This is a genomic window from Pseudomonas sp. B6(2017) (assembly GCF_002112765.1).
Classification (GTDB): Bacteria; Pseudomonadota; Gammaproteobacteria; order Pseudomonadales; family Pseudomonadaceae; genus Aquipseudomonas; species Aquipseudomonas piscis.
Map to the genome: position 1 here is coordinate 105,307 of NZ_NEIQ01000008.1, position 18,494 is coordinate 123,800.

General features: G+C 50.9%; 15 protein-coding genes. All 15 read right to left on the bottom strand.

The features are described from left to right. Positions 1-70 precede the first annotated feature (70 nt). The gene (locus tag CAG11_RS15245; RefSeq protein WP_085596939.1) at positions 71-1,183 is read right to left on the bottom strand and encodes a glycosyltransferase family 4 protein; all 1,113 of its coding nucleotides are present in this window, start codon (positions 1,181-1,183) and stop codon (positions 71-73) included. Between the two features lie 19 nt (positions 1,184-1,202). Next, positions 1,203-1,988, bottom strand: coding sequence for a glycosyltransferase family 2 protein (locus CAG11_RS15250; protein WP_085596940.1), 786 nt, complete (start codon positions 1,986-1,988; stop codon positions 1,203-1,205). Then, the gene (locus CAG11_RS15255) at positions 1,951-2,883 is read right to left on the bottom strand and encodes a GDP-L-fucose synthase (RefSeq protein ID WP_085596941.1); all 933 of its coding nucleotides are present in this window, start codon (positions 2,881-2,883) and stop codon (positions 1,951-1,953) included. Before CAG11_RS15255 ends, CAG11_RS15250 begins: the two co-directional genes overlap by 38 nt. Before the next feature lie 7 nt (positions 2,884-2,890). Then, positions 2,891-3,976, bottom strand: coding sequence for a GDP-mannose 4,6-dehydratase (gene gmd, locus CAG11_RS15260; protein ID WP_085596942.1), 1,086 nt, complete (start codon positions 3,974-3,976; stop codon positions 2,891-2,893). Positions 3,977-4,207: 231 nt separating this feature from the next. Then, positions 4,208-6,526 (bottom strand): methyltransferase domain-containing protein, encoded by a 2,319-nt coding sequence (locus CAG11_RS15265; protein ID WP_085596943.1) that lies wholly within the window; start codon positions 6,524-6,526, stop codon positions 4,208-4,210. Positions 6,527-6,554: 28 nt separating this feature from the next. Further along, a complete protein-coding gene (locus CAG11_RS15270; protein ID WP_085596944.1) occupies positions 6,555-7,907 on the bottom strand; it encodes an ABC transporter ATP-binding protein in 1,353 nt (450 codons plus the stop codon). Further along, positions 7,897-8,715: an ABC transporter permease gene (locus tag CAG11_RS15275; RefSeq protein ID WP_085596945.1), complete on the bottom strand. Its 819-nt coding sequence runs from the start codon at positions 8,713-8,715 to the stop codon at positions 7,897-7,899. Before CAG11_RS15275 ends, CAG11_RS15270 begins: the two co-directional genes overlap by 11 nt. A 222-nt stretch (positions 8,716-8,937) precedes the next feature. Next, complete coding sequence (locus tag CAG11_RS15280) at positions 8,938-10,890, bottom strand: glycosyltransferase (RefSeq protein WP_085596946.1); 1,953 nt, start codon at positions 10,888-10,890, stop codon at positions 8,938-8,940. A gap of 4 nt (positions 10,891-10,894) precedes the next feature. Next, a complete protein-coding gene (locus CAG11_RS15285) occupies positions 10,895-11,863 on the bottom strand; it encodes a GDP-L-fucose synthase (RefSeq protein ID WP_085596947.1) in 969 nt (322 codons plus the stop codon). A 22-nt stretch (positions 11,864-11,885) separates the two neighbouring features. Continuing rightward, a complete protein-coding gene (locus tag CAG11_RS15290) occupies positions 11,886-13,448 on the bottom strand; it encodes a mannose-1-phosphate guanylyltransferase/mannose-6-phosphate isomerase (RefSeq protein WP_085596948.1) in 1,563 nt (520 codons plus the stop codon). A 1,104-nt stretch (positions 13,449-14,552) separates the two neighbouring features. After that, complete coding sequence (gene ppa, locus CAG11_RS15295; RefSeq protein ID WP_022641232.1) at positions 14,553-15,080, bottom strand: inorganic diphosphatase; 528 nt, start codon at positions 15,078-15,080, stop codon at positions 14,553-14,555. A gap of 171 nt (positions 15,081-15,251) precedes the next feature. Further along, on the bottom strand, positions 15,252-16,064 hold the full coding sequence (locus CAG11_RS15300) for a zinc-dependent peptidase (protein ID WP_085596949.1): 813 nt from the start codon (positions 16,062-16,064) through the stop codon (positions 15,252-15,254). A 5-nt stretch (positions 16,065-16,069) separates the two neighbouring features. Next, positions 16,070-16,726 carry a DedA family protein gene (locus CAG11_RS15305; RefSeq protein WP_022641230.1) on the bottom strand — a complete coding sequence of 219 codons (657 nt, stop codon included), beginning with the start codon at positions 16,724-16,726 and terminating at the stop codon, positions 16,070-16,072. Positions 16,727-17,097: 371 nt separating this feature from the next. Next, entirely contained in the window at positions 17,098-17,556 is a 459-nt protein-coding gene (locus CAG11_RS15310; protein ID WP_031320590.1) for an N-acetyltransferase, read from the bottom strand. Between the two features lie 106 nt (positions 17,557-17,662). After that, positions 17,663-18,487 carry an ethanolamine ammonia-lyase subunit EutC gene (eutC, locus tag CAG11_RS15315; RefSeq protein ID WP_022641228.1) on the bottom strand — a complete coding sequence of 275 codons (825 nt, stop codon included), beginning with the start codon at positions 18,485-18,487 and terminating at the stop codon, positions 17,663-17,665. Between the last annotated feature and the right edge of the window lie 7 nt (positions 18,488-18,494).

Sequence of the window (18,494 nt, forward strand, 5' to 3'; positions counted from 1 at the left end):
GGCGCTGATGGCCGTCAACTTATACCGTCATGAGGCAATGACGAAACCAGTAGCAGATCCTTGGTGGTGATCAGGCTTCGGCGAGTTTGTGATAAAGACTGACATAGTCGTTAACCATCTTTTCTGCCGTGAAGTGCTTCCAGTAACGTTCTTCGGCTCTTCGACCGAGCCTGGCTGCCTCCTCAGGATTATCCCAAAGATAACGCATCGCTTGGCGTAGCGCGTCAGGATCACTAGGGGGAATAACTAAGCCCGTTTCATTGGCTATATTTATAAATGTGGTTCCGGTTCCTATCTCGCTGGAAATCATTGGCTTTCCAAACATGGCGCCTTCCAGTAATGAAATGCCAAAAGCCTCTGAACGCAAATGTGAAGGGAAAACTACGGCATAGCAAAGCTCAAGAAGAGCTACTTTGTCTTCATCAGAAAGTTGGCCTAGAAAATATATGTTCTGCAAGCCGAGATTTGCTGCCTGTTCCTTTATCTGGTTTTCTATCGGTCCAGCACCCACGATTATTATTGGGTAGTCCGTTCCATGTGCAGCCTCCATCAGGATATGCAGGCCTTTGTAGTAACGGATCATACCGACGAACAGAAAAAATTTGCCTCCAAGCTTTTTTCGCCAAAATTCCAGGCGTTCAACCTCCGGTGTCGGGTAGCTAGATTTATCTAGTCCGATAGGTATGACTTTGACCTTGTCGGTATACATGCTTAGCACTGAGCTGGTAGCGAGATAATTTGGCGAGGTGGCTACGATACAATTCATGCTGTTAAGGAACAGTTTTTGTATCGGGCGATAGATTTTAAGTAGATGTTTTTGACGTACTATGTCCGAGTGATAGGTCACCACAGTAGGTTTTTTAATCCGCATCGTTAAATGCAGTAAGTCCATAAATGGCCACGGGAAGTGGAAATGGATGACGTCTGCCTCTTTGGCGAGCTGTGCAAACCGCAAAAAGGCGGAAGCAGAGAAACCTGTTGAAGCAATTTGGAAGTCGAGTCTTGCCCTATGCGAAAGATAGCCATCGAGCTCTATCGTTCTCGGCGATTTTTCGGATGTGAGTGAGAGGACATCCGTTTGAACTCCAAGCCGGCTGGCCCCTCTGGCGATTTGACTGATAACCTGTTCGACACCTCCCATTGAATCCGGGAAGGATGTCTTATAAAAATGAAGAACTCTCATACCAGTCCGGACCTTTAAACTAACCGACAATTGACTTGAACCACACGGCATAGGGCTGGGCTAACCACCACTTTAATGGCAAGCTTCCATGGTATTTAAGTACCACGGCCATTGCCTCCTGATAATGCCGTCTTCTCAATGTCTTAGTTTTAGTCGCTTCATGCTCACGGTTTACAGCCACATAGTCATCTACAAACTGCATAGCTCCTAATTGCTTGTACAACCTCCACCATAAATCATAGTCCATTGCCATATGCAGCTTTCCATCAACCCCACCTACTGCTTCCCAGGCAGCACGACGAATCAGGGTTGCGGGTTGAGATATGATGCAGCGCAAGGCCAGCCGATTCTCCCGGAAGGGTTCCACCCAAACTGGGGTGCGCTTCCCGCTTTTCTGAATGACATTCCAGGCACGACCATAAACTGCCGGTACATCTCCAGAGGCCTGTAACTCCTTGAGCAGAGTCGCTAACCCATTCGGGAGGAACCAGTCATCACTATTTAGCCAGCAAACATAGGGAGCTGTCCCTTGGGAAATACCCTCATTGATTGCTGCAGCCTGGCCGTCGTCACGATGACTGCGCCATCCGCTTAGACGGTGCTCCCATTTGTGGATGATTTCGATGGAGTTATCGCTTGAACCCCCATCCAGTACAAAAACCTCAACAGGTACATCCTGTTGAAAGATGGACGAAAGAGCATCATCAAGGAACTGTCCTTGATTGTAGGAAGGCACTGCAATGGTAATCAAAGGAGCAGGCACAAAATTACTCCGCAACGTGGGACAAAAAGTCTTTGTACGCATGAGCGATGCCATCTTGCAGTGAAGTTTTTGCGCTCCAACCTAGATTGTGCATTCGATCTATATTTAAAAGCTTTCTTGGGGTTCCGTCTGGCTTGTCGTTATCGAAGATGATATCTCCCTCAAAACCGACGACCTGCATCACGATCTTGGTCAGTTCATAAATTGTTATATCCTTGCCTGTTCCGATATTAAACAGGCCAGAATTGATTGAGTTTTCCATGAGGAAGACACTAGCGTCAGCCAGATCGTCAACAAAGAGAAATTCACGCTTGGATTTTCCCGTGCCCCAAACAATTAGTTGCTTTCGATTACTGATCTTCGCTTCATGAGCTTTTCGGATCAAGGCGGGCAATACGTGACTGTTGTTCAGATCATAGTTGTCGTTAGGGCCATAGAGATTCGTTGGCATGATGGAGACATATTTGGTCCCATATTGCTGATTGTAGCTCTCGCAAAGTTTGAGCCCTGCTATTTTTGCGACAGCATAAGGCTCATTGGTCAGCTCCAGGGGGCCTGTAAGCAAATAGTCCTCTAGTATCGGCTGGGGGCACTCACGCGGGTAAATGCAACTGGACCCAAGATAGAGCAGGCGTTGAACACCAGCCTTCCAGGCGGAATGTATAACATTCGCCTGGATCATCAAGTTCTGATAGATGAATTCAGCACCATAAACCTGGTTGGCATGGATGCCCCCAACTTTCCCTGCAGCAAGGAAAATATAGTCTGGTTTTTCAAGTTGCATGAATTCATCTACAGCAAATTGATTGGTCAGGTCTAGTTCAGCATGAGTGCGCAACAGCAGGTTGACGTAGCCTTCCGCATGAAGTCGCCGCTTGATGGCCGAACCTACCATGCCTTGATGGCCGGCGATATATATTTTGGAGGCTTTGTCCATTGCTTATTTACTCGTGGCGATTGTAAGCAGAGTATCCATGCTTAGTCACCAAGGCATCTCGCTCTGCTGTTTTCATGTCTTCACGCATCATTTCGGAAACCAATTCACGGAAGGTGATCTTAGGCTCCCAATTGAGCATTTTTCTTGCTTTAGATGCATCGCCAAGAAGTGTTTCTACTTCAGTCGGACGGAAGTATCGAGGATCAATGGATACGATGCATTTACCTTGCGCGTCGTAACCTTTCTCATCGACACCTTCACCTTTCCAAGTAATTTCAATGCCGATTTCTTTTGCCGCCAGTTCGACGAATTCGCGCACACTATATTGAACTCCGGTGGCGATCACAAAATCTTCTGGCTTGTCTTGCTGCAACATCAACCACTGCATCTCTACATAGTCTTTCGCGTGGCCCCAGTCGCGTTTCGCATCAATGTTGCCCAGATACAAGCAGTCTTGCAGCCCCAATTTGATTCGGGCCAGTGCGCGAGTTATCTTCCGAGTTACGAATGTCTCACCACGAATAGGGCTTTCGTGGTTGAACAGGATGCCGTTGCAGGCATACATTCCATAAGCTTCACGGTAGTTGACAGTGATCCAATATGCATAAAGCTTGGCGACCGCGTAAGGCGATCGTGGATAAAAAGGTGTGGTCTCTTTCTGAGGGATTTCCTGGACCAATCCATACAGCTCGGACGTGGATGCTTGATAAAAGCGAGTTTTCTTTTCCAGTCCAAGAATCCGGATGGCCTCTAAGATTCGCAGTGCCCCCAAGGCATCCGAGTTGGCGGTATATTCGGGTTCCTCAAAGGAAACGGCTACGTGCGACTGGGCGGCGAGGTTGTAGATTTCGTCCGGTTGCACCTGCTGAATTATCCGGATGAGGCTGGAAGAGTCGGTCATGTCACCGTAGTGAAGGATAAAGCGCTGGTCTGGCTCATGCGGGTCTTGATAAAGATGGTCAATACGATCCGTATTGATCAGGGAGCTACGGCGCTTTATTCCGTGGACTTCATAGTCTTTACTTAAAAGAAGCTCGGCCAGATAAGCTCCGTCTTGACCTGTTACACCAGTGATTAAAGCTACTTTTTTCATGATCTGCACTTATGTTGATGGATATTTTCAGTGTTTTGATTACTTTTGATATTGCCTGGCACGTGGTCCTGAGTAGAGGCAGTGATAAGAAAATTCAATTTTACGCATTTAAAGTGGGCTTCAGCTGTAGGGAGCCAGCGCTTAAATTTTACGTTAATAAACGTTCTTGTTCTGCCTGGGGCTTTGGAGCTCATTAATGACGATGGCCATCGCTTTTGAGCTCCTCGGTGGCTATTCCTCGTGGGTTTTCAAAAGGTTTTCCAGTCTTTCTGTTCGTTCGATCAGCGCTTGACGCGTGTTCACTAGGTCCGCTGTTCGATCAACGAGTTCACTGTTGGCTTGCTCTAGCAGTCTAGTACGTTCAATCAGCGTCTGACGAGTGTCGATCAAATCGCGATTAAGCTCTGCAAGTTCATTCTTGGTTTTTTCAAGAAGCCGAGTGCGCTCAATCAACGTTTGACGAACTGTGGATAGCTGATTGTTGACGCTTCTATATTCAGTTTGGAGGCAGCTCTCCAAGGATTGATAGCTCAGGCCATAGCCAAGATTCAGCAAATGCAGGCCATTTGCGCATCTTGCAATGTTGTCCCAGGAAACAGTGTATTCGCGGACCCCATCACCGTTATTGAAGCGGTTTGGGTAGTCTTGCTCGATAAGTATTTCTTCAGGCGAAGCTTCAAGCAGGGTTTGGCCAAAAGAAATACCGTTCGTCCAGCTCTGCCGCGCTTCATCGATTTTTCCAAGCGAGTAGGAAATTTTACCTGCTTGGTAGAAAGACTCGGTGATTTTAGTGGCTAAGTGAATACCAAACTCATGAATATCAACTTCAGCGCATGCAGCAAAGGCATCTCTTGCTTCTTCCAGGCAGCCAATGGCTTGAAGCAATTTGCCTTTGACCATCAGAAGTGAAACTTTCCAGCGTACGCTCATGAGATCCTTACAATCCTGTGCTGTAAGGTGATCAATCTTTACGAGTGTCTCATGTATAACAGCAGCGTTTGCGGTGTTAGATTCAAGAAGAGAATAAGCCTTTACGCAAAGAGCGGCAGCGTAATCATTGGATGACGAGGGCATGGTGTGTATCACCTGCTCAGCAAGCGCCATCAGTGCCTTCGTATTCTTTAGGCGGTAACTGACATTGACCATGGCGTAGACGAGCCATGGATTTTCGAAATATTCTGAGTAACGAATAGACGGATGCCCGGAGCCGGCAATATTTGAAAAAACGCGCTCTTCATAATGTTGACTGGGCTCAAGCGGCGACTTCATTGCTGTCATCAGCCACCATTCGCAGTCCACTGGTGACTCATCGGATAGCGTCACCTGCTTGAGTGATCGATCACGGCGTTCCCAGACGCAACCTTGCCCTCCAATTTTCACTTGGCTGGCAGTCTGCGCATAAGCGTCTTCCAGCAAAAAGCTGGCGGTCAGCTCGGATGTCAGTCGCTTCCAATCATAGACATGAAGATGGAAAGGATTCGGATCGGTTCCGGTTTCATCACTCCAGTCGTTGGGAACGCTGACAATGACCCTGCCGCCGGGGGTAAGGACTCGATAGAATTCCTGAAGCAATTCCCTTGGCTTTTCAACATGCTCCAAAGTTTCAAACGAGATGACGATGTCGAAGGAGCCATCCTCATATTGTGATAGGGCCTCCGGGAGCATGCCGACCAGATATTCCGCTCTGTTTCCTTTGAAAGGGAAAGACTTCTTCGCGTAATCGATAGCATATTCACTGCCGTCAATACCTGTAACCGATGCTGCTTCGGTCAGATGGCGAACGACATGACCACCGTAACCAAGCCCACATGCAGCATCCAGCACGCGATCGCCTGGCTTAATGTAATTGCACGCCCATTGATAGCGAATGATGTGAGCGTCTGAACGTTCTCCGGTATCACGTGTCATGTCCATATGCAGGCCACGCTCTGCATTCAGAGACTCCAACGGATAGTCGTACAGCGCTACAGGAGGAATCTTTTCCAACAGGATATAGATTTGCCAACCGTCATTATTAAGCGCTTCATATTCATTCAGGCGGTAATAATTAGGATGCTTTCTGAACCCGGCTGCAAAGCATGTGGATTCCCACCATGCACGCCCTTCGACTGTTAAGTGCCAATGCCCGTCTCTATCTTGGGTAGTTGCCAGCTGCAAAAATACATATTTGCTAGCGACCCTGAAGATCTCGCTGAGTGCCTGGGGGACGTCTTCCTTGGCCAGGTGCTCCATACAATCTGTCGAGACGATGGTATGGAACGCATCGTCATCGAAAGGAAGGGCAAGGATCGAGCCGTGCAGGAAACGTCCCGGCAATCTTTCATTGCAGCGTTCAACCACTACAGCACTTACATCAAGGCCTTTCGCATCTACGCCTCGGCGCAGGAGAGCGCCGACCAGATGACCTTCGCCTGAACCAAGGTCAAGCACGCTGCCGAGACCGCACGTGTCGACAATATGATCTGCCACGACCTCAACATCACCACTGGATTCACCGATTCTATCGGCTCGGGACCAATAGTCGTCATACTCAGCTCTATAATCAGTCATCAATAAGCCTTCTGACTTTTCAGTGTCATCACCATTTCGCACCCATTCTCAGGTCGGACACGCCACCGAAGAAATATCTGTCCATCATCATCATGACCTGGAAAAAAGCGGCTTCATCGACCCAGTGCAACATCCGCTGGGATTGATAATCAGGAGTGTCTTCATGAGAAATGGCCGCTTGAATCTCGTATAGATTTGCTCCGAGATCACAAGGTGCCTCTAGAATCACCTCGAATTGCTCTCCAGGCTCAACGAGCCTGTTCCAGAACAGCTTCCTGCCATTACCTGAGGCAATGGCGGCCATGTCTTGGTTCAAGGTGCCCCACGAATATATTTTGACGCCTTCTTTATTACGAATACGTATCGCAACGTTCAATTTGTCGATTTTGATGGTGGAGCGGCAGGTGACCTTGATCCTCAAGACCTGTCCTGGATAGTAGATATTGCAAGCCTGATTTTCGTCATTGAGCGTCTGGACGCCAATGATCGTCACTCCGCCGTCTCCAAACGACATTTTATCCGATCGGGAGGTGCTGTCCTCGAGCGTTGGCCTTGATTGCGCCTCCTCGTTTCTGTTTACCGTTGCCTCTTTGACGATAGAAGACAGATAGGCCGTTTCTTCCTCATGCAGCAAGCGCCGATACTCCAGCACCACATCGGAAGACAAGCCCCAGGCCCGGGGCCGGCCGTCCTTCAATAGCAAGGCGCGATTGGTCAGCGTCCTGACACTTTCTTGTTCATGGGAGACGAATAAAACAGTCGTGCCATTTGAAACCAGCTTTTCGATGCGCTGAAAGCAACGTTTCTGGAACAAGGCATCGCCCACTGCCAGTGCTTCATCAACGATCAATATGTCTGGTTCTACTTGGACCTGAACTGCAAAAGCCAATCGCACAAGCATCCCGCTGGAGTAAGTCTTTACCGGTTGGTCGAGATGTTCTCCAATATCGGCAAATGACGCAATGCTATCAAAACGCTCATCAATCTCGTGATTACTGATGCCAAGCAATGCGCCGTTAAGATACACATTCTCTCGACCAGTAAAATCTGGGTCGAAGCCGGATCCTAATTCGAGCAGGGCGGCGATTCGGCCATGAGTGGTCACCGTTCCCGTGGTTGGCATCAAAGTGCCAGTAATTATCTGGAGTAAGGTGCTTTTTCCACTCCCGTTCCTGCCGATAATTCCAACGGACTCGCCCTTTTTTACTTCGAAACTTACATCTCTAAGAGCCCAGAACTCTTGAAAATACTGCTTTACGTTACTTCCTGTGAAGCGCTGGAGCCTCGGAATGATAGCTTGTTTCAAACGGTCTCTTGGTTGTTCATAAATTTGATAACACTTACTTAAATTTTCAACCGTGATGGCAATTTCAGAGGACATCAGCAAAACCTTTTCGCGTTTTCTGAAAGCATATAAATCCAATACAGCCAATTAGTATAGATCCAAATAGGTAAAGCGCCAGCACGGTAAAGTCGGGTGCAATCCCAATAAATAAGACCTCTCTTGTTTGCTCGATGATCGGGGTCAGCGGGTTTGCCATAAAAAGAGGGCGGTATTGTTCTGGAAGAATATTTATAGAGTAGAAGATAGGCGAAAGAAACATCATCACAGTGGTAACTGTTCCGATGAAGTGTGGTATGTCCCGTAGATACACTCCCAGCGACGACAGGGTCCAAGTGATCCCCATGATGAACATGAGCAAGGGTAGCAATACGACTGGTAGCAGGAGTACAGTTAGGTGAGGTGTGCCAAAGAAAATAAAATAGGCGATCAACCAGACACCTATGCTGATAAGGGAATGAAACATTGCAGAGCCAAGCGTTACCCAGGGTAATATTTCTAAAGGAAATATTACTTTCTTTACATAGTTGGCGTGGGACGTAATCAGTGTGGGTGATTTGTTTACACACTCTGCAAATAGATTGAATACTATCAAGCCTGCAAAAAGTATGAGAGAAAATTCTATTTTTGAATCGCTGCCGTTATGCCAGCGAGCCTTGAATACTACGCTGAATACAAAGGTATATACTGCTAGCATCAAGATCGGGTTGAAAAAAGACCAAAGTATTCCCATGACCGAGCCGCGATATCTACCTATAACCTCGCGTTTTATAAGCGTAAATATAAGTTCTCGGTTTCGCCAGAAGCTACTTACTATTTCTGCAGGCGAAATGGAAAATCTCTGCATTATTGATATTCTCCCAGCGGGGTCAGGGCTGTAGTTCAGGCTTGGTTTTTAAAATGATTGAATTTAAATTTGGTTTGATTTTTTGTTTTTTAGCTATAAAGTTAAACAATTAGAAGCCTCATAAGGTATTCTCCTGATTCTGTAAGGGGTATAAAGATACCCCTTCTCAGACAACACTCTTGAGAACGATTTCCGTGTTGAGCATTAAATTGAACTAGAGTTTCAAAGCTCAAGCTTGGCTTTCAGGACTTTGAGGCGCGCGCTTAAGCCCTGCTTACGTATGGCATGAATTTGAGCCATTATCCAGCGTCGATTCAATAGTTTGCTCATAAGCCTGGATTTTATAACCGTCGGGGCGCTAGGAGCTGCTAAGACAGGTCGTGGCCCGAATCCAATAGCAAGGTTCATGGCCTTTGAACTGTAATGATGGATAACCTCATTTTCGGCTGCATCATCCCATGTTCTTTCAGGAAAGTCTTGGCGGACATTAATAGCAACTGAGGCTGGCAATTGTTGTGCAATCACATTATCGCCGACCAAAACGGCTAAAGGGCGACCGTCCAAATAAGGTAAAGCAATACCAATATCTTCTGGTATTCCCTTTGTGCGGAAAATGAACCGACCATAGCCAGTTGGACCTGCACGGTTTACATGGCCAAAATCGATTAGCTCATGAATGGTATGGATGGGAGCATCGCCGTCAATCAACAGAGCAGCGGTCGCCGCACATTGTGTATTCGGATCGCGACGGAGCGCTCCGCAAAGGATTGTAAGATGGTTGGACTGCAATCTTTCGTTGGGTGCTACAACCATGAAGGCATCGAAAGTTCGACTTTCAGTTATCCTTTCATTGATTATTTGGCCCAAGCGTGTGCGAGATCTTATGTTGGTGTGAGTTCCGTATTTGAAGAATTCTACTTCAACTATCTCAATCGCCAGCCCAGAGCTATTGACCGCTGCCTCAATGTCTCGTCGAAAGGTACTCGCATCTTTCTTGTCTACGACAAGAAAGGCCTTGAATTCGGAGTAGTCTTGGACCTGAATGCTTTTTAAATGATCCTGCAGTACTGCCGGTGAGTACTCGGGCATTAATAGGTTGACGGACAGGGTGATCGCAGATGTGTTGGAAGGATTGCTTAATTCCAGTAGCTGCTGCTTTCTATCTGCAAGAGACTCGTAGAGATCTCTGAGGTTGCGGGTCAGAGTGAAACGCTGCCGGAAAATATCTTGGGCTTTCTCAATCATTTCCAGTGCTTGAGCCGGATTCTTCTTGACCCATTCCAGATGCTTGACAATGTCAGAATATATCTGTTCTACCGGGGAGCGGCTATCGATATAAAGTAATGAATCGCCAAAAAATTTTTTAGCGAAGGGGTTCTCATCGCAGATAATGAGAGCGCCAGATGCAATACTCTCGAATAGACGATTGGACATCAATTCAGACTCTTTGTGAGCCTGGGATGATAGGACTAATGCAATGCCCGCTTTGGATATCTCATCCATCATCGAAATCCCGTCAAAGGGAATCTCTTTTACGTAGCTTTCATATCCAGCCCAAACTCTCACGCCTTGGAATATAGTTGGGCCATAAATGCGCATTAACCCTGTTGTATCAAGACGCTTTAAAACTTCCTGATGGCGGGAGGCTCCACCGCTAATAGCCTCCCAGTTGATTCCCGCATAAAATAGTTTGCCATCGCCAAGTGCCGGTGGATAGACTACATCTGCAGTAGAGTGGTACAGATGGAACCGGGCAGGTAGGTGGGTAAAAGTATTTCTTACCATTCTAGCTACATGATCGTCCGCCGCATCTGAACTACAACTGATAAAGTCATCGTGTGTAGTCAGGTTTCGCGAAGTTCTTTCGTAACCCCACTCATGATAAAATCTCAATGGATTCCAGAGTGCCACAATGGAAAAGGCATCGTACTGTTTAGGCGTGTCATAGTGTAGATGAAGAACGAAATCTACATTTTCTTTCGATGCTTTTACTTGGGGGTGAGAAAGAAAACTGCCGTCCGCATGAACTTCTATGCATTCGATGCCTAGGTTTTGCGCGGCTATTTTCAGGCGCGCAATACACTCGTCTTCCGCTGTTTTGATTTCAGGCCAAAGTTTTACGATAGCAAATCGACCAATTGCGCCGGACGGTATTACAAAAGGTTGCTCTGTCATGAATTTAGTATCTACTCAGGAAGTCAGCGTAGGCGCTTTGCATACCATCACGCTCGTTGATGTTTGCTTGCCATCCAAGATCACGTATACGTGAGCTATCAAGTAGCTTACGCATGGTGCCGTTGGGCTTGGATGTGTCGTAGGAGATATTGCCTTCAAATCCAACAACTTCAGAGGCTATTTTTGCTATCTCTGCAATTGTCAGATCGTGACCACAACCGACATTATAGAGGTCGTGTGTTGTCGGTGACTTCATGACGAACTCCAGGGCACTGGCAAGGTCATCGACATGAAGAAGCTCTCTTCTCGGGGTGCCATCTCCCCATACTACGAATTCTTTACTTCCTGACTGCTTCGCTTCATGTATTCTTCGCAAGATTCCCGCTACAACATGACCGTGTTCGGGATGATAGTTGTCACCGGGGCCGTAGAGATTGGGCGGGATGATGGAAATGAAATCACAACCATGTTGGCGATGGTATGCACGGCACATCTCAATGCCGGCAATTTTGCTGATAGCGTAAGCGCGGATATTCTGGTCGAACATGCCCGTTAGCAAAGAATCTTCCGAGATCGGGTTCTTGGCGAGGGTCGGATAGGTACAGTTGGATGCTACGAATACAAGCTTTTGAGTCCCGACTTTATAAGCGGCATCAATCACGCTTGTTTGAATTAATAGATTCTCGCGCAGAAAGTCGGAGGGTAGGGTAGCATTAGCATAAATCCCGCCAACTTTCGCTGCGATATGAAAAATCAACTCTGGTTTATTTTTTTCTGCCCAATCCAATACCGCCGATTGGTTAGTCAAATCCAATTCGGATCTGGAGGTAAGCAGTAAACTTGCCCCTTTATTCTGCAAGTTCCTAACCATGGCGGCACCAAGCATGCCTCCATGTCCTGTTACCCATACTTTGCGCCCATGGAAAAAAGAGCTGTCAGATAAGTTTGGGTTGTTACTTCCATTTGCTTGCATGAAATGTATCCCGAACGTTCAGTTAATTTGCCCGACCATAATTATCTTCAAAGCGGATGATGTCATCCTCTCCGAGATATTCGCCGCTTTGAACTTCAATCATCACACAAGTTTCTGCTCCAGGATTGGTCAATCTATGCTTGTGGCCTGCTGGAATAAAAGTTGACTCGTTGGTTTTGATCAAGACTTCTCGTTCACCATTGACCACTTTTGCCTGGCCGCTTACTACAACCCAGTGCTCACTGCGGTGACGGTGCATTTGCAGGCTCAAGCTTGAGCCGGGTTTGACCTCAATACGCTTGATTTTGAAGCCTTTACCTTCTTCCAGTACTGTATATGTTCCCCAAGGACGATGTGCGGTCCTGTGCAGCTTGTGCGCTTCATGCCCCCTAGCTTTAAGATCAGAATAGATGTTTTTCACATTCTGAGTGCAGGATTTGTCAACAACCAGAAGAGCATCAGCTGTATCAATAATGACGAGGTTGTTCGCTCCTACGACTCCAACCATGCGGTCCTTGCTGTGAATGGTGCAGTTTCTGGTGTGATGCAACGATACCTCGCCTTCTACTCGGTTACCTTCCGCATCCGACGGGGTCAGGTCACCTAGTGCAGTCCAGGATCCGATGTCGCTCCATCCAATCTTGCATGGGACAACTGCAACATTCTGGGATTTCTCCATGATCGCATAATCAATGGAGTCTTCCGGAACCGCGGAAAACTTATCCAAGTCCAATTTCACCTGAATAAGACCAGGGCCTTTGGAGGTCTGGGATTGGGCGATGCAGTTTTGGGTGGCGTTTAGAATATCGGGACAGTGCTGCTCCATTGCTTGCAGCATCGTTTTTGCTGTGAAGCAGAACATTCCGGAGTTCCAATAGAAGTTCCCTGAGGCTAGGTATTCCTCCGCCTTTTGCAAAGAGGGCTTTTCGACGAATTGAATGACGCGCTGCCCTTGCGCTTCGATATACCCGTAACCTGTCTCGGGCGCGTCGGGCTGGATACCAAACGTCACCAGTTTGCCTTGCTCTGCCAGCGCACATGCGGTCGTGACTGCTTCTTCAAAAGCGATATGATCGGATATGAGGTGGTCGGCGGCCAACACCAGCATGATGGCATCCCCGCCATGGGTGCTGGCGACTTGCAATGTTGCTGCGGCAATGGCTGCGGCGGTGTTTCGACCCACCGGTTCGAGTATGAACGAGGTAGCCACCCCAGCAGCATTCACTTCGCGATATTCATCGTCAGTCTTAAAGAACAGCTCTCGATTGGTAACAGTAAGCACCTCTGCGGCACCAAGCAACTGTGCTCCGCGTAGAAAGGCTTTCTGTAGCAGGCTCTGGCCGTCTGTTAGACGAATAAAGGGCTTGGGATGCAATTCGCGTGAAACAGGCCACAATCTGGAGCCGGCGCCGCCGCAAAGAACAGTAGGAATGAGTATGCGATCACGCGACTGATTTGACGTGCCTTCTGAGTCCGAATCAGTTGTCGTTCGATTTAGGCTCGCTCTAGAGCTTGATAGGTTCGAATTACTTTCAGATGAACGGACGTCATCGGCAGTAATAGCCAGTTTGGTGCTTCCGTTCATCGTTCCGTCTCCTTAAAAAACATCCGATATAAATCTCTCATAAAATCAATGTCATAAATTGAGTTTCCATATGAGGAGCGCGGCTGAGCATATCTCAACTCATCCTGATAATAAAATCGGGAGAGTATTTTAGGTCTTTGCTGCTTTGTGGTGGGAATTGTCTGAGCCGATTGTCCAGTACACAGGGGTCCCAGGGTCTTGATGGAGTTCGTGCAAAGCCAAGGAGAGATCTCTCCTCAAGGCCTTTATCAGGTATTTGCCGATAAGTGCCAACCGTTTTTCACCATTTTTGTTGCCTTGAAAGGACTCTCGATACGGATAGTGGCCATTTGATTTCGACGCCACAAAGCAAGTGTGAGTATTCGGTGCAAAACTCGTCGTTGCAAAAGGTGGGTTCTAGAGATAGACGCACCATGGCAAGGATGTTTTAGCGGTCGGGCAATCTGTTCATCCAGACTGATTACATAGCCCTATCGAGATTAGATCACGATGGCTTGATTTTCGTTCACGCCTTTCATCAGGATTAGCATGCGGCTGTCAGTGGGATGCCGGTCGGAAGCTAGCCCTCGAGAATGCTCAGTGGAGTAACCGCACTCGTTCAAATGAAGATGCTTGGTGGCGATAAAAAACCATCCCAATATAGCGAGGCGGCTGCGAGTGCCTAGTTGCAGGCCAACTTAGGCATGGGCTTTGATCCAGAAAGGCCTTTTGAACCACTAAAGTTTTAGCTACGGGCATTAAAAAGCCGGCTTGTGGCCGGCTTCTCGAGGGCTGGCTTGGCTTATTTTTGGTAAACCGCACCAGCCTGCAAAACGTACACCCAGCTCTTGCGGCTGGCTGTGGGACTGGCGGGAAAATCATCCGCCTCGTCGGGCGATCTGGCCATGGGGGCCGATGCGCAAAGGTGGGGCGCAGCATACGCATATTCATCTGGAATTCCCAGCGTAAAGCGCGAGCCAGAGGCCTGAAACAGAAAAATATCTTCCCTGGGACCCCAGGCACGCAAGGATGCGGCCTGCCAGCCAGGTTTCTGTCACCCATGAAAAAGCCCCGATCACTCGGGGCTTTTCTTGAAGCGTGTCGCTCGAAGCTTGTAGCTGCTTCTTAGCCCTTGTAGGCGGCAACCGACTTCTGGATCTCGGCGCGGGCGGCGTCAGCGTTGCCCCAGCCATCGATCTTCACCCACTTGCCTTTCTCCAGATCCTTATAGTTCTCGAAGAAGTGCTTGATCTGCTCCAGCAGCAGCGCTGGCAGGTCGGTGTATTCCTTCACGTCGACGTACAGCTGGGACAGTTTGTCGTGAGGAACGGCGATCACCTTGGCGTCGCCGCCGCCATCGTCGGTCATGTTCAGGATGCCGACCGGACGAGCACGGATCACCGAACCCGGGGCGACCGGATAGGGAGTCACGACCAGCACGTCCAGGGGGTCGCCGTCGTCGGCCAGGGTGTTAGGGATGAAACCGTAGTTGGCCGGGTAGAACATCGGGGTGGCCATGAAACGGTCAACGAACAGGCAGTCGCTGTCTTTGTCGATTTCGTATTTGATCGGCGCGTGGTTGGCCGGGATTTCGATCGCGACGTAGATGTCGTTCGGCAGGTCCTTGCCCGCTGGAATCTTGCTGTAGCTCATTGGGCGTTGCCCCCGTTGATTGACCAAAAAGTGGCGCAGATTATAGACACACTGCGCTATCTATGCCACGTGCCAAGGGTCGTAGAACCTTGGTCGCGGCGCCCTGCAGGCGAGCCTGGCATGGCCTGTCGCAGTGCCTTCGGATGAATGACGTAACTGCCTGGCAAGACATCAGTGCTGCGCTTGATAGACCGGATCGTGGGCCTGAAGTTGCTGCAACCTCGCCAGTGGGTCTTGCCGGTAGAACAACCGTAGCTGTTCATAGACCTGTGGATAGGCCGCTACCAGCAAATCCGGAGCGCTGAAGAAATACTCGCTGGTCACCGCGAAGAATTCCGCGGGGTTCTCTGCTGCGTAGGGATCGATGGCTGTCTCGGTATCCGGGGCCTCGTCCAGCTGGCGATTGAGATCGTCGTAGGCGGCCTGCATGACCTTGGCCCAGTCGCTGATGCGCATGTCCCCGTGCAGCGGTGGCAGGCCGTTGGCGTCGCCGTTGAGCATGTCCAGCTTGTGGGCCAGCTCATGGATCACCAGGTTGTAGGCCTCCCAGCCACCGCTGGCCAGGACCCCGGGCCACGCCAGGATGACCGGCCCTTGTTGCCAGGCTTCGCCGCTGTGTTCGCCGTCCCATTCGTGCTCGATGCCACTGGCATCGCGATGGCGCTGGGGGCTTTTGAAGTCGTCGGGGTAGAGGATGATTTCGTGGAAACCCTGGTACCAGTTCAGGTCGCCCAGGTGCAGCAACGGCAGTTGGGCCTGGGCGGCCAGCAACAGGCGCTGTTCCTGATGCAGCTCGACTCCTGGCAGGGCTGTCAGGTGCTTGTCGTCCAGGAACAGCACGCTGGCTTCGCGCAACCACTGGTCCTCGGCGGTGCTGATGCCGTCGAGGAAGGGCAATTGCTGGCGGACTTGCTGCCAGGTCCGGTCGCTGACCGGATGCCTGGCCAGCCGGCGTTTACGGCGCCAGGCACTCAAGGACCACATGCCGCTCAGCGGCTCCCGGCTTTTTCAGCGCCACGCCCGAAACGGCTGCGCAGCACGCCGATGATCATCGGCACCAGGGACAGCAGGATGATCGCCACCACCAGCAGCGACAGGTTCTTCTTGATGAACGGCACGTTGCCGAAGAAGTAGCCCAGGGTCACCAGGCCACCGACCCATAGGATGGTGCCCGCCACGCTGAAAGCGAAGAAACGCGGGTAGGGCATTCTCGCCACGCCGGCCACGAAAGGTGCGAAAGTCCGGATGATGGGCAGGAAGCGCGCCAGGGTCACGGTCTTGCCACCGTGTTTTTCATAGAAATCGTGGGTTTTCTGCAGGTAGTCGCGGCGGAAGATCTTCGAGTCGGGGTTGCTGAACAAGCGTTCTCCAGCCGTTCGTCCGATCACATAGTTGGTGCTGTCACCCAGGATCGCCGCCAGCATCAGCAGCCCGCCCAGTAGCACCGGGTCCATGCCGCCACCGGCAGCCACCGCGCCGGCGATGAACAGCAACGAATCCCCCGGCAGGAAGGGGGTCACCACCAGGCCGGTCTCGCAGAAGATCACCAGGAACAGGATGGCGTAGATCCAGGGCCCGTAGTTGGTCACCAGCATGTCGAGATAGACGTCGAGATGGAGGATTAGGTCGATCGGGTTGAAATCCATTGAAGCACCTGTGGTGATGGCCTGACTCGGCAGGCCTGTGCGATTGCTATGAGAAAAGGGCTATGAAGGGATGCGACTTTTCTTGAGGGCGGAAAGGCCGGCATTATAAAGGCTGGCAGGTGAAATGCGTGTTCAGATTGTAGCGGCACATGTCGATCACAACCTGTCGGCACGCTGACAGGCTCCGCGGTCTGGGACCGGGGACGAATGCCGATCAGTTAAGGAGAGGGTAGGAGCGAGGCCTGCCCGCGATGGACTTCGGGGCGCTGCGTTTATCCAGTCGATACGCGCTACCGTTAACGAGCATCGACCGGCTGCTCCCACAGAGGATCATCTCGCTCAACTGGCTGGCATCAGGCCCGGGGCCGCTCTCAGTCTTCGCTTATGGGCAGGATGTAGTTCTTGAACTCCGTGTCCTCGCGAAATCCCATGGACTCATAGGTCTTGCGCGCCACTTCGTTGTCGCTGCTGGTGGAGACCCGCATGCGCACGGCATTGGTTTCCTTGGCCATCTTCTTGGCGGTGCGCATCAGGTTGTCGGCCACCAGTTGGCGGCGGGCATCCTCGGCGACGTAGATGTCATTGAGGATCCAGACACGCTTGAGGGACAGGGACGAGAAGCTCGGATAGAGCTGGCAGAAGCCCAGCAACTTGCTGCTGTCGTCATCGGCCAGGGCCAGGTAGATCACCGATTCCTTGCGCCGCAGGCGCTTTTCCAGGAACGCCCGGGAAGAGTCCGGGTAAGGCAGGGCGCCATAGAACTCGCGGTACTTGACGAATAGCGGGGTCAACAGATCCAGGTGCTCGAGGGTTGCTTGAGTAATCCGCATGATGGCTCTCAACTTCAAGTGGATGTGACGGCACAGGTTGGAGAACTCGGGCAGCCGCGTTGCGATGCTGCCCAAAGCGGTTAAAAAGCGCAATCGTCTTGCAAAATCACACTTGGGGCGGGCCCAGGAGGAAGTTGCCCTTCATGTCCGCGGGCGAGTCGCTGTCCAGGGTCTGGACCTGCGCCTCGTCCTTGAGGTTCACCCCCGACAATTGCCGGCGGCAGGCTTCGCGCATCAGGTACAACAGCCGATGGGCGGCCATGCCGTAGCTCAGGCCCTCCAGGCGTACGTTGGAGATGCAGTTGCGGTAGGCATCGGTGAGCCCGACCTTCGGCTGGTAGGTGAAATATAGCCCCAGACTGTCGGGAGAGCTGAGCCCGGGGCGTTCGCCGATCAGGATGACCGTCATCTTGGCGCCCAGCAGCTGGCCGATTTCATCGGCCACCGCCACCCGGCCCTGTTCCACCAGGATCACCGGCGACAGCGACCAGCCTTCGGCGGCGGTCTGTTCTTCCATGCGCGCCAGGAACGGCAGGGTATGGCGATGCACGGCCAGCGCCGACAAGCCATCGGCCACCACGACCGCCAGGTCGACCCCGCCAGGGTGGGCCTGAGCGTATTCGCGCAGGGCCTGGGCCGACTCGTCGCTGAGCCGGCGCCCCAGGTCAGGGCGTTGCAGGTAGCTGTGGCGATCGGTGGCGGCGCTGTGCAGCAGCAGGCTGTCGCGGCCCCGCTCGGCCAGCTGGGCACTGAGTCCGGCATGGTCGAACGGCAGGTGCACGGCATCCCGGGCCTGGGCATGGGCGAACTGGAAATCCAGCTGGGCGCCAGTGGGCAGGCTGGTGCCGGTGCGGCCCAGGGCGATGCGCGCCGGAGTCAGGCGGCGCAGTTCCAGCCAGGGGTTTTGCGAGTCGCTCGGGTGTTTTTGCATGAGCCTG

Excerpts from the sequence above, each read along its gene's own strand:
- CAG11_RS15245 (WP_085596939.1), bottom strand. The coding sequence starts at position 1,183 with ATGAGAGTTCTTCATTTTTATAAGACATCCTTCCCGGATTCAATGGGA.
- CAG11_RS15250 (WP_085596940.1), bottom strand. The coding sequence starts at position 1,988 with ATGCGTACAAAGACTTTTTGTCCCACGTTGCGGAGTAATTTTGTGCCT.
- CAG11_RS15255 (WP_085596941.1), bottom strand. The coding sequence starts at position 2,883 with ATGGACAAAGCCTCCAAAATATATATCGCCGGCCATCAAGGCATGGTA.
- gmd (WP_085596942.1), bottom strand. The coding sequence starts at position 3,976 with ATGAAAAAAGTAGCTTTAATCACTGGTGTAACAGGTCAAGACGGAGCT.
- CAG11_RS15265 (WP_085596943.1), bottom strand. The coding sequence starts at position 6,526 with ATGACTGATTATAGAGCTGAGTATGACGACTATTGGTCCCGAGCCGAT.
- CAG11_RS15270 (WP_085596944.1), bottom strand. The coding sequence starts at position 7,907 with ATGTCCTCTGAAATTGCCATCACGGTTGAAAATTTAAGTAAGTGTTAT.
- CAG11_RS15275 (WP_085596945.1), bottom strand. The coding sequence starts at position 8,715 with ATGCAGAGATTTTCCATTTCGCCTGCAGAAATAGTAAGTAGCTTCTGG.
- CAG11_RS15280 (WP_085596946.1), bottom strand. The coding sequence starts at position 10,890 with ATGACAGAGCAACCTTTTGTAATACCGTCCGGCGCAATTGGTCGATTT.
- CAG11_RS15285 (WP_085596947.1), bottom strand. The coding sequence starts at position 11,863 with ATGCAAGCAAATGGAAGTAACAACCCAAACTTATCTGACAGCTCTTTT.
- CAG11_RS15290 (WP_085596948.1), bottom strand. The coding sequence starts at position 13,448 with ATGAACGGAAGCACCAAACTGGCTATTACTGCCGATGACGTCCGTTCA.
- ppa (WP_022641232.1), bottom strand. The coding sequence starts at position 15,080 with ATGAGCTACAGCAAGATTCCAGCGGGCAAGGACCTGCCGAACGACATC.
- CAG11_RS15300 (WP_085596949.1), bottom strand. The coding sequence starts at position 16,064 with ATGTGGTCCTTGAGTGCCTGGCGCCGTAAACGCCGGCTGGCCAGGCAT.
- CAG11_RS15305 (WP_022641230.1), bottom strand. The coding sequence starts at position 16,726 with ATGGATTTCAACCCGATCGACCTAATCCTCCATCTCGACGTCTATCTC.
- CAG11_RS15310 (WP_031320590.1), bottom strand. The coding sequence starts at position 17,556 with ATGCGGATTACTCAAGCAACCCTCGAGCACCTGGATCTGTTGACCCCG.
- eutC (WP_022641228.1), bottom strand. The coding sequence starts at position 18,487 with ATGCAAAAACACCCGAGCGACTCGCAAAACCCCTGGCTGGAACTGCGC.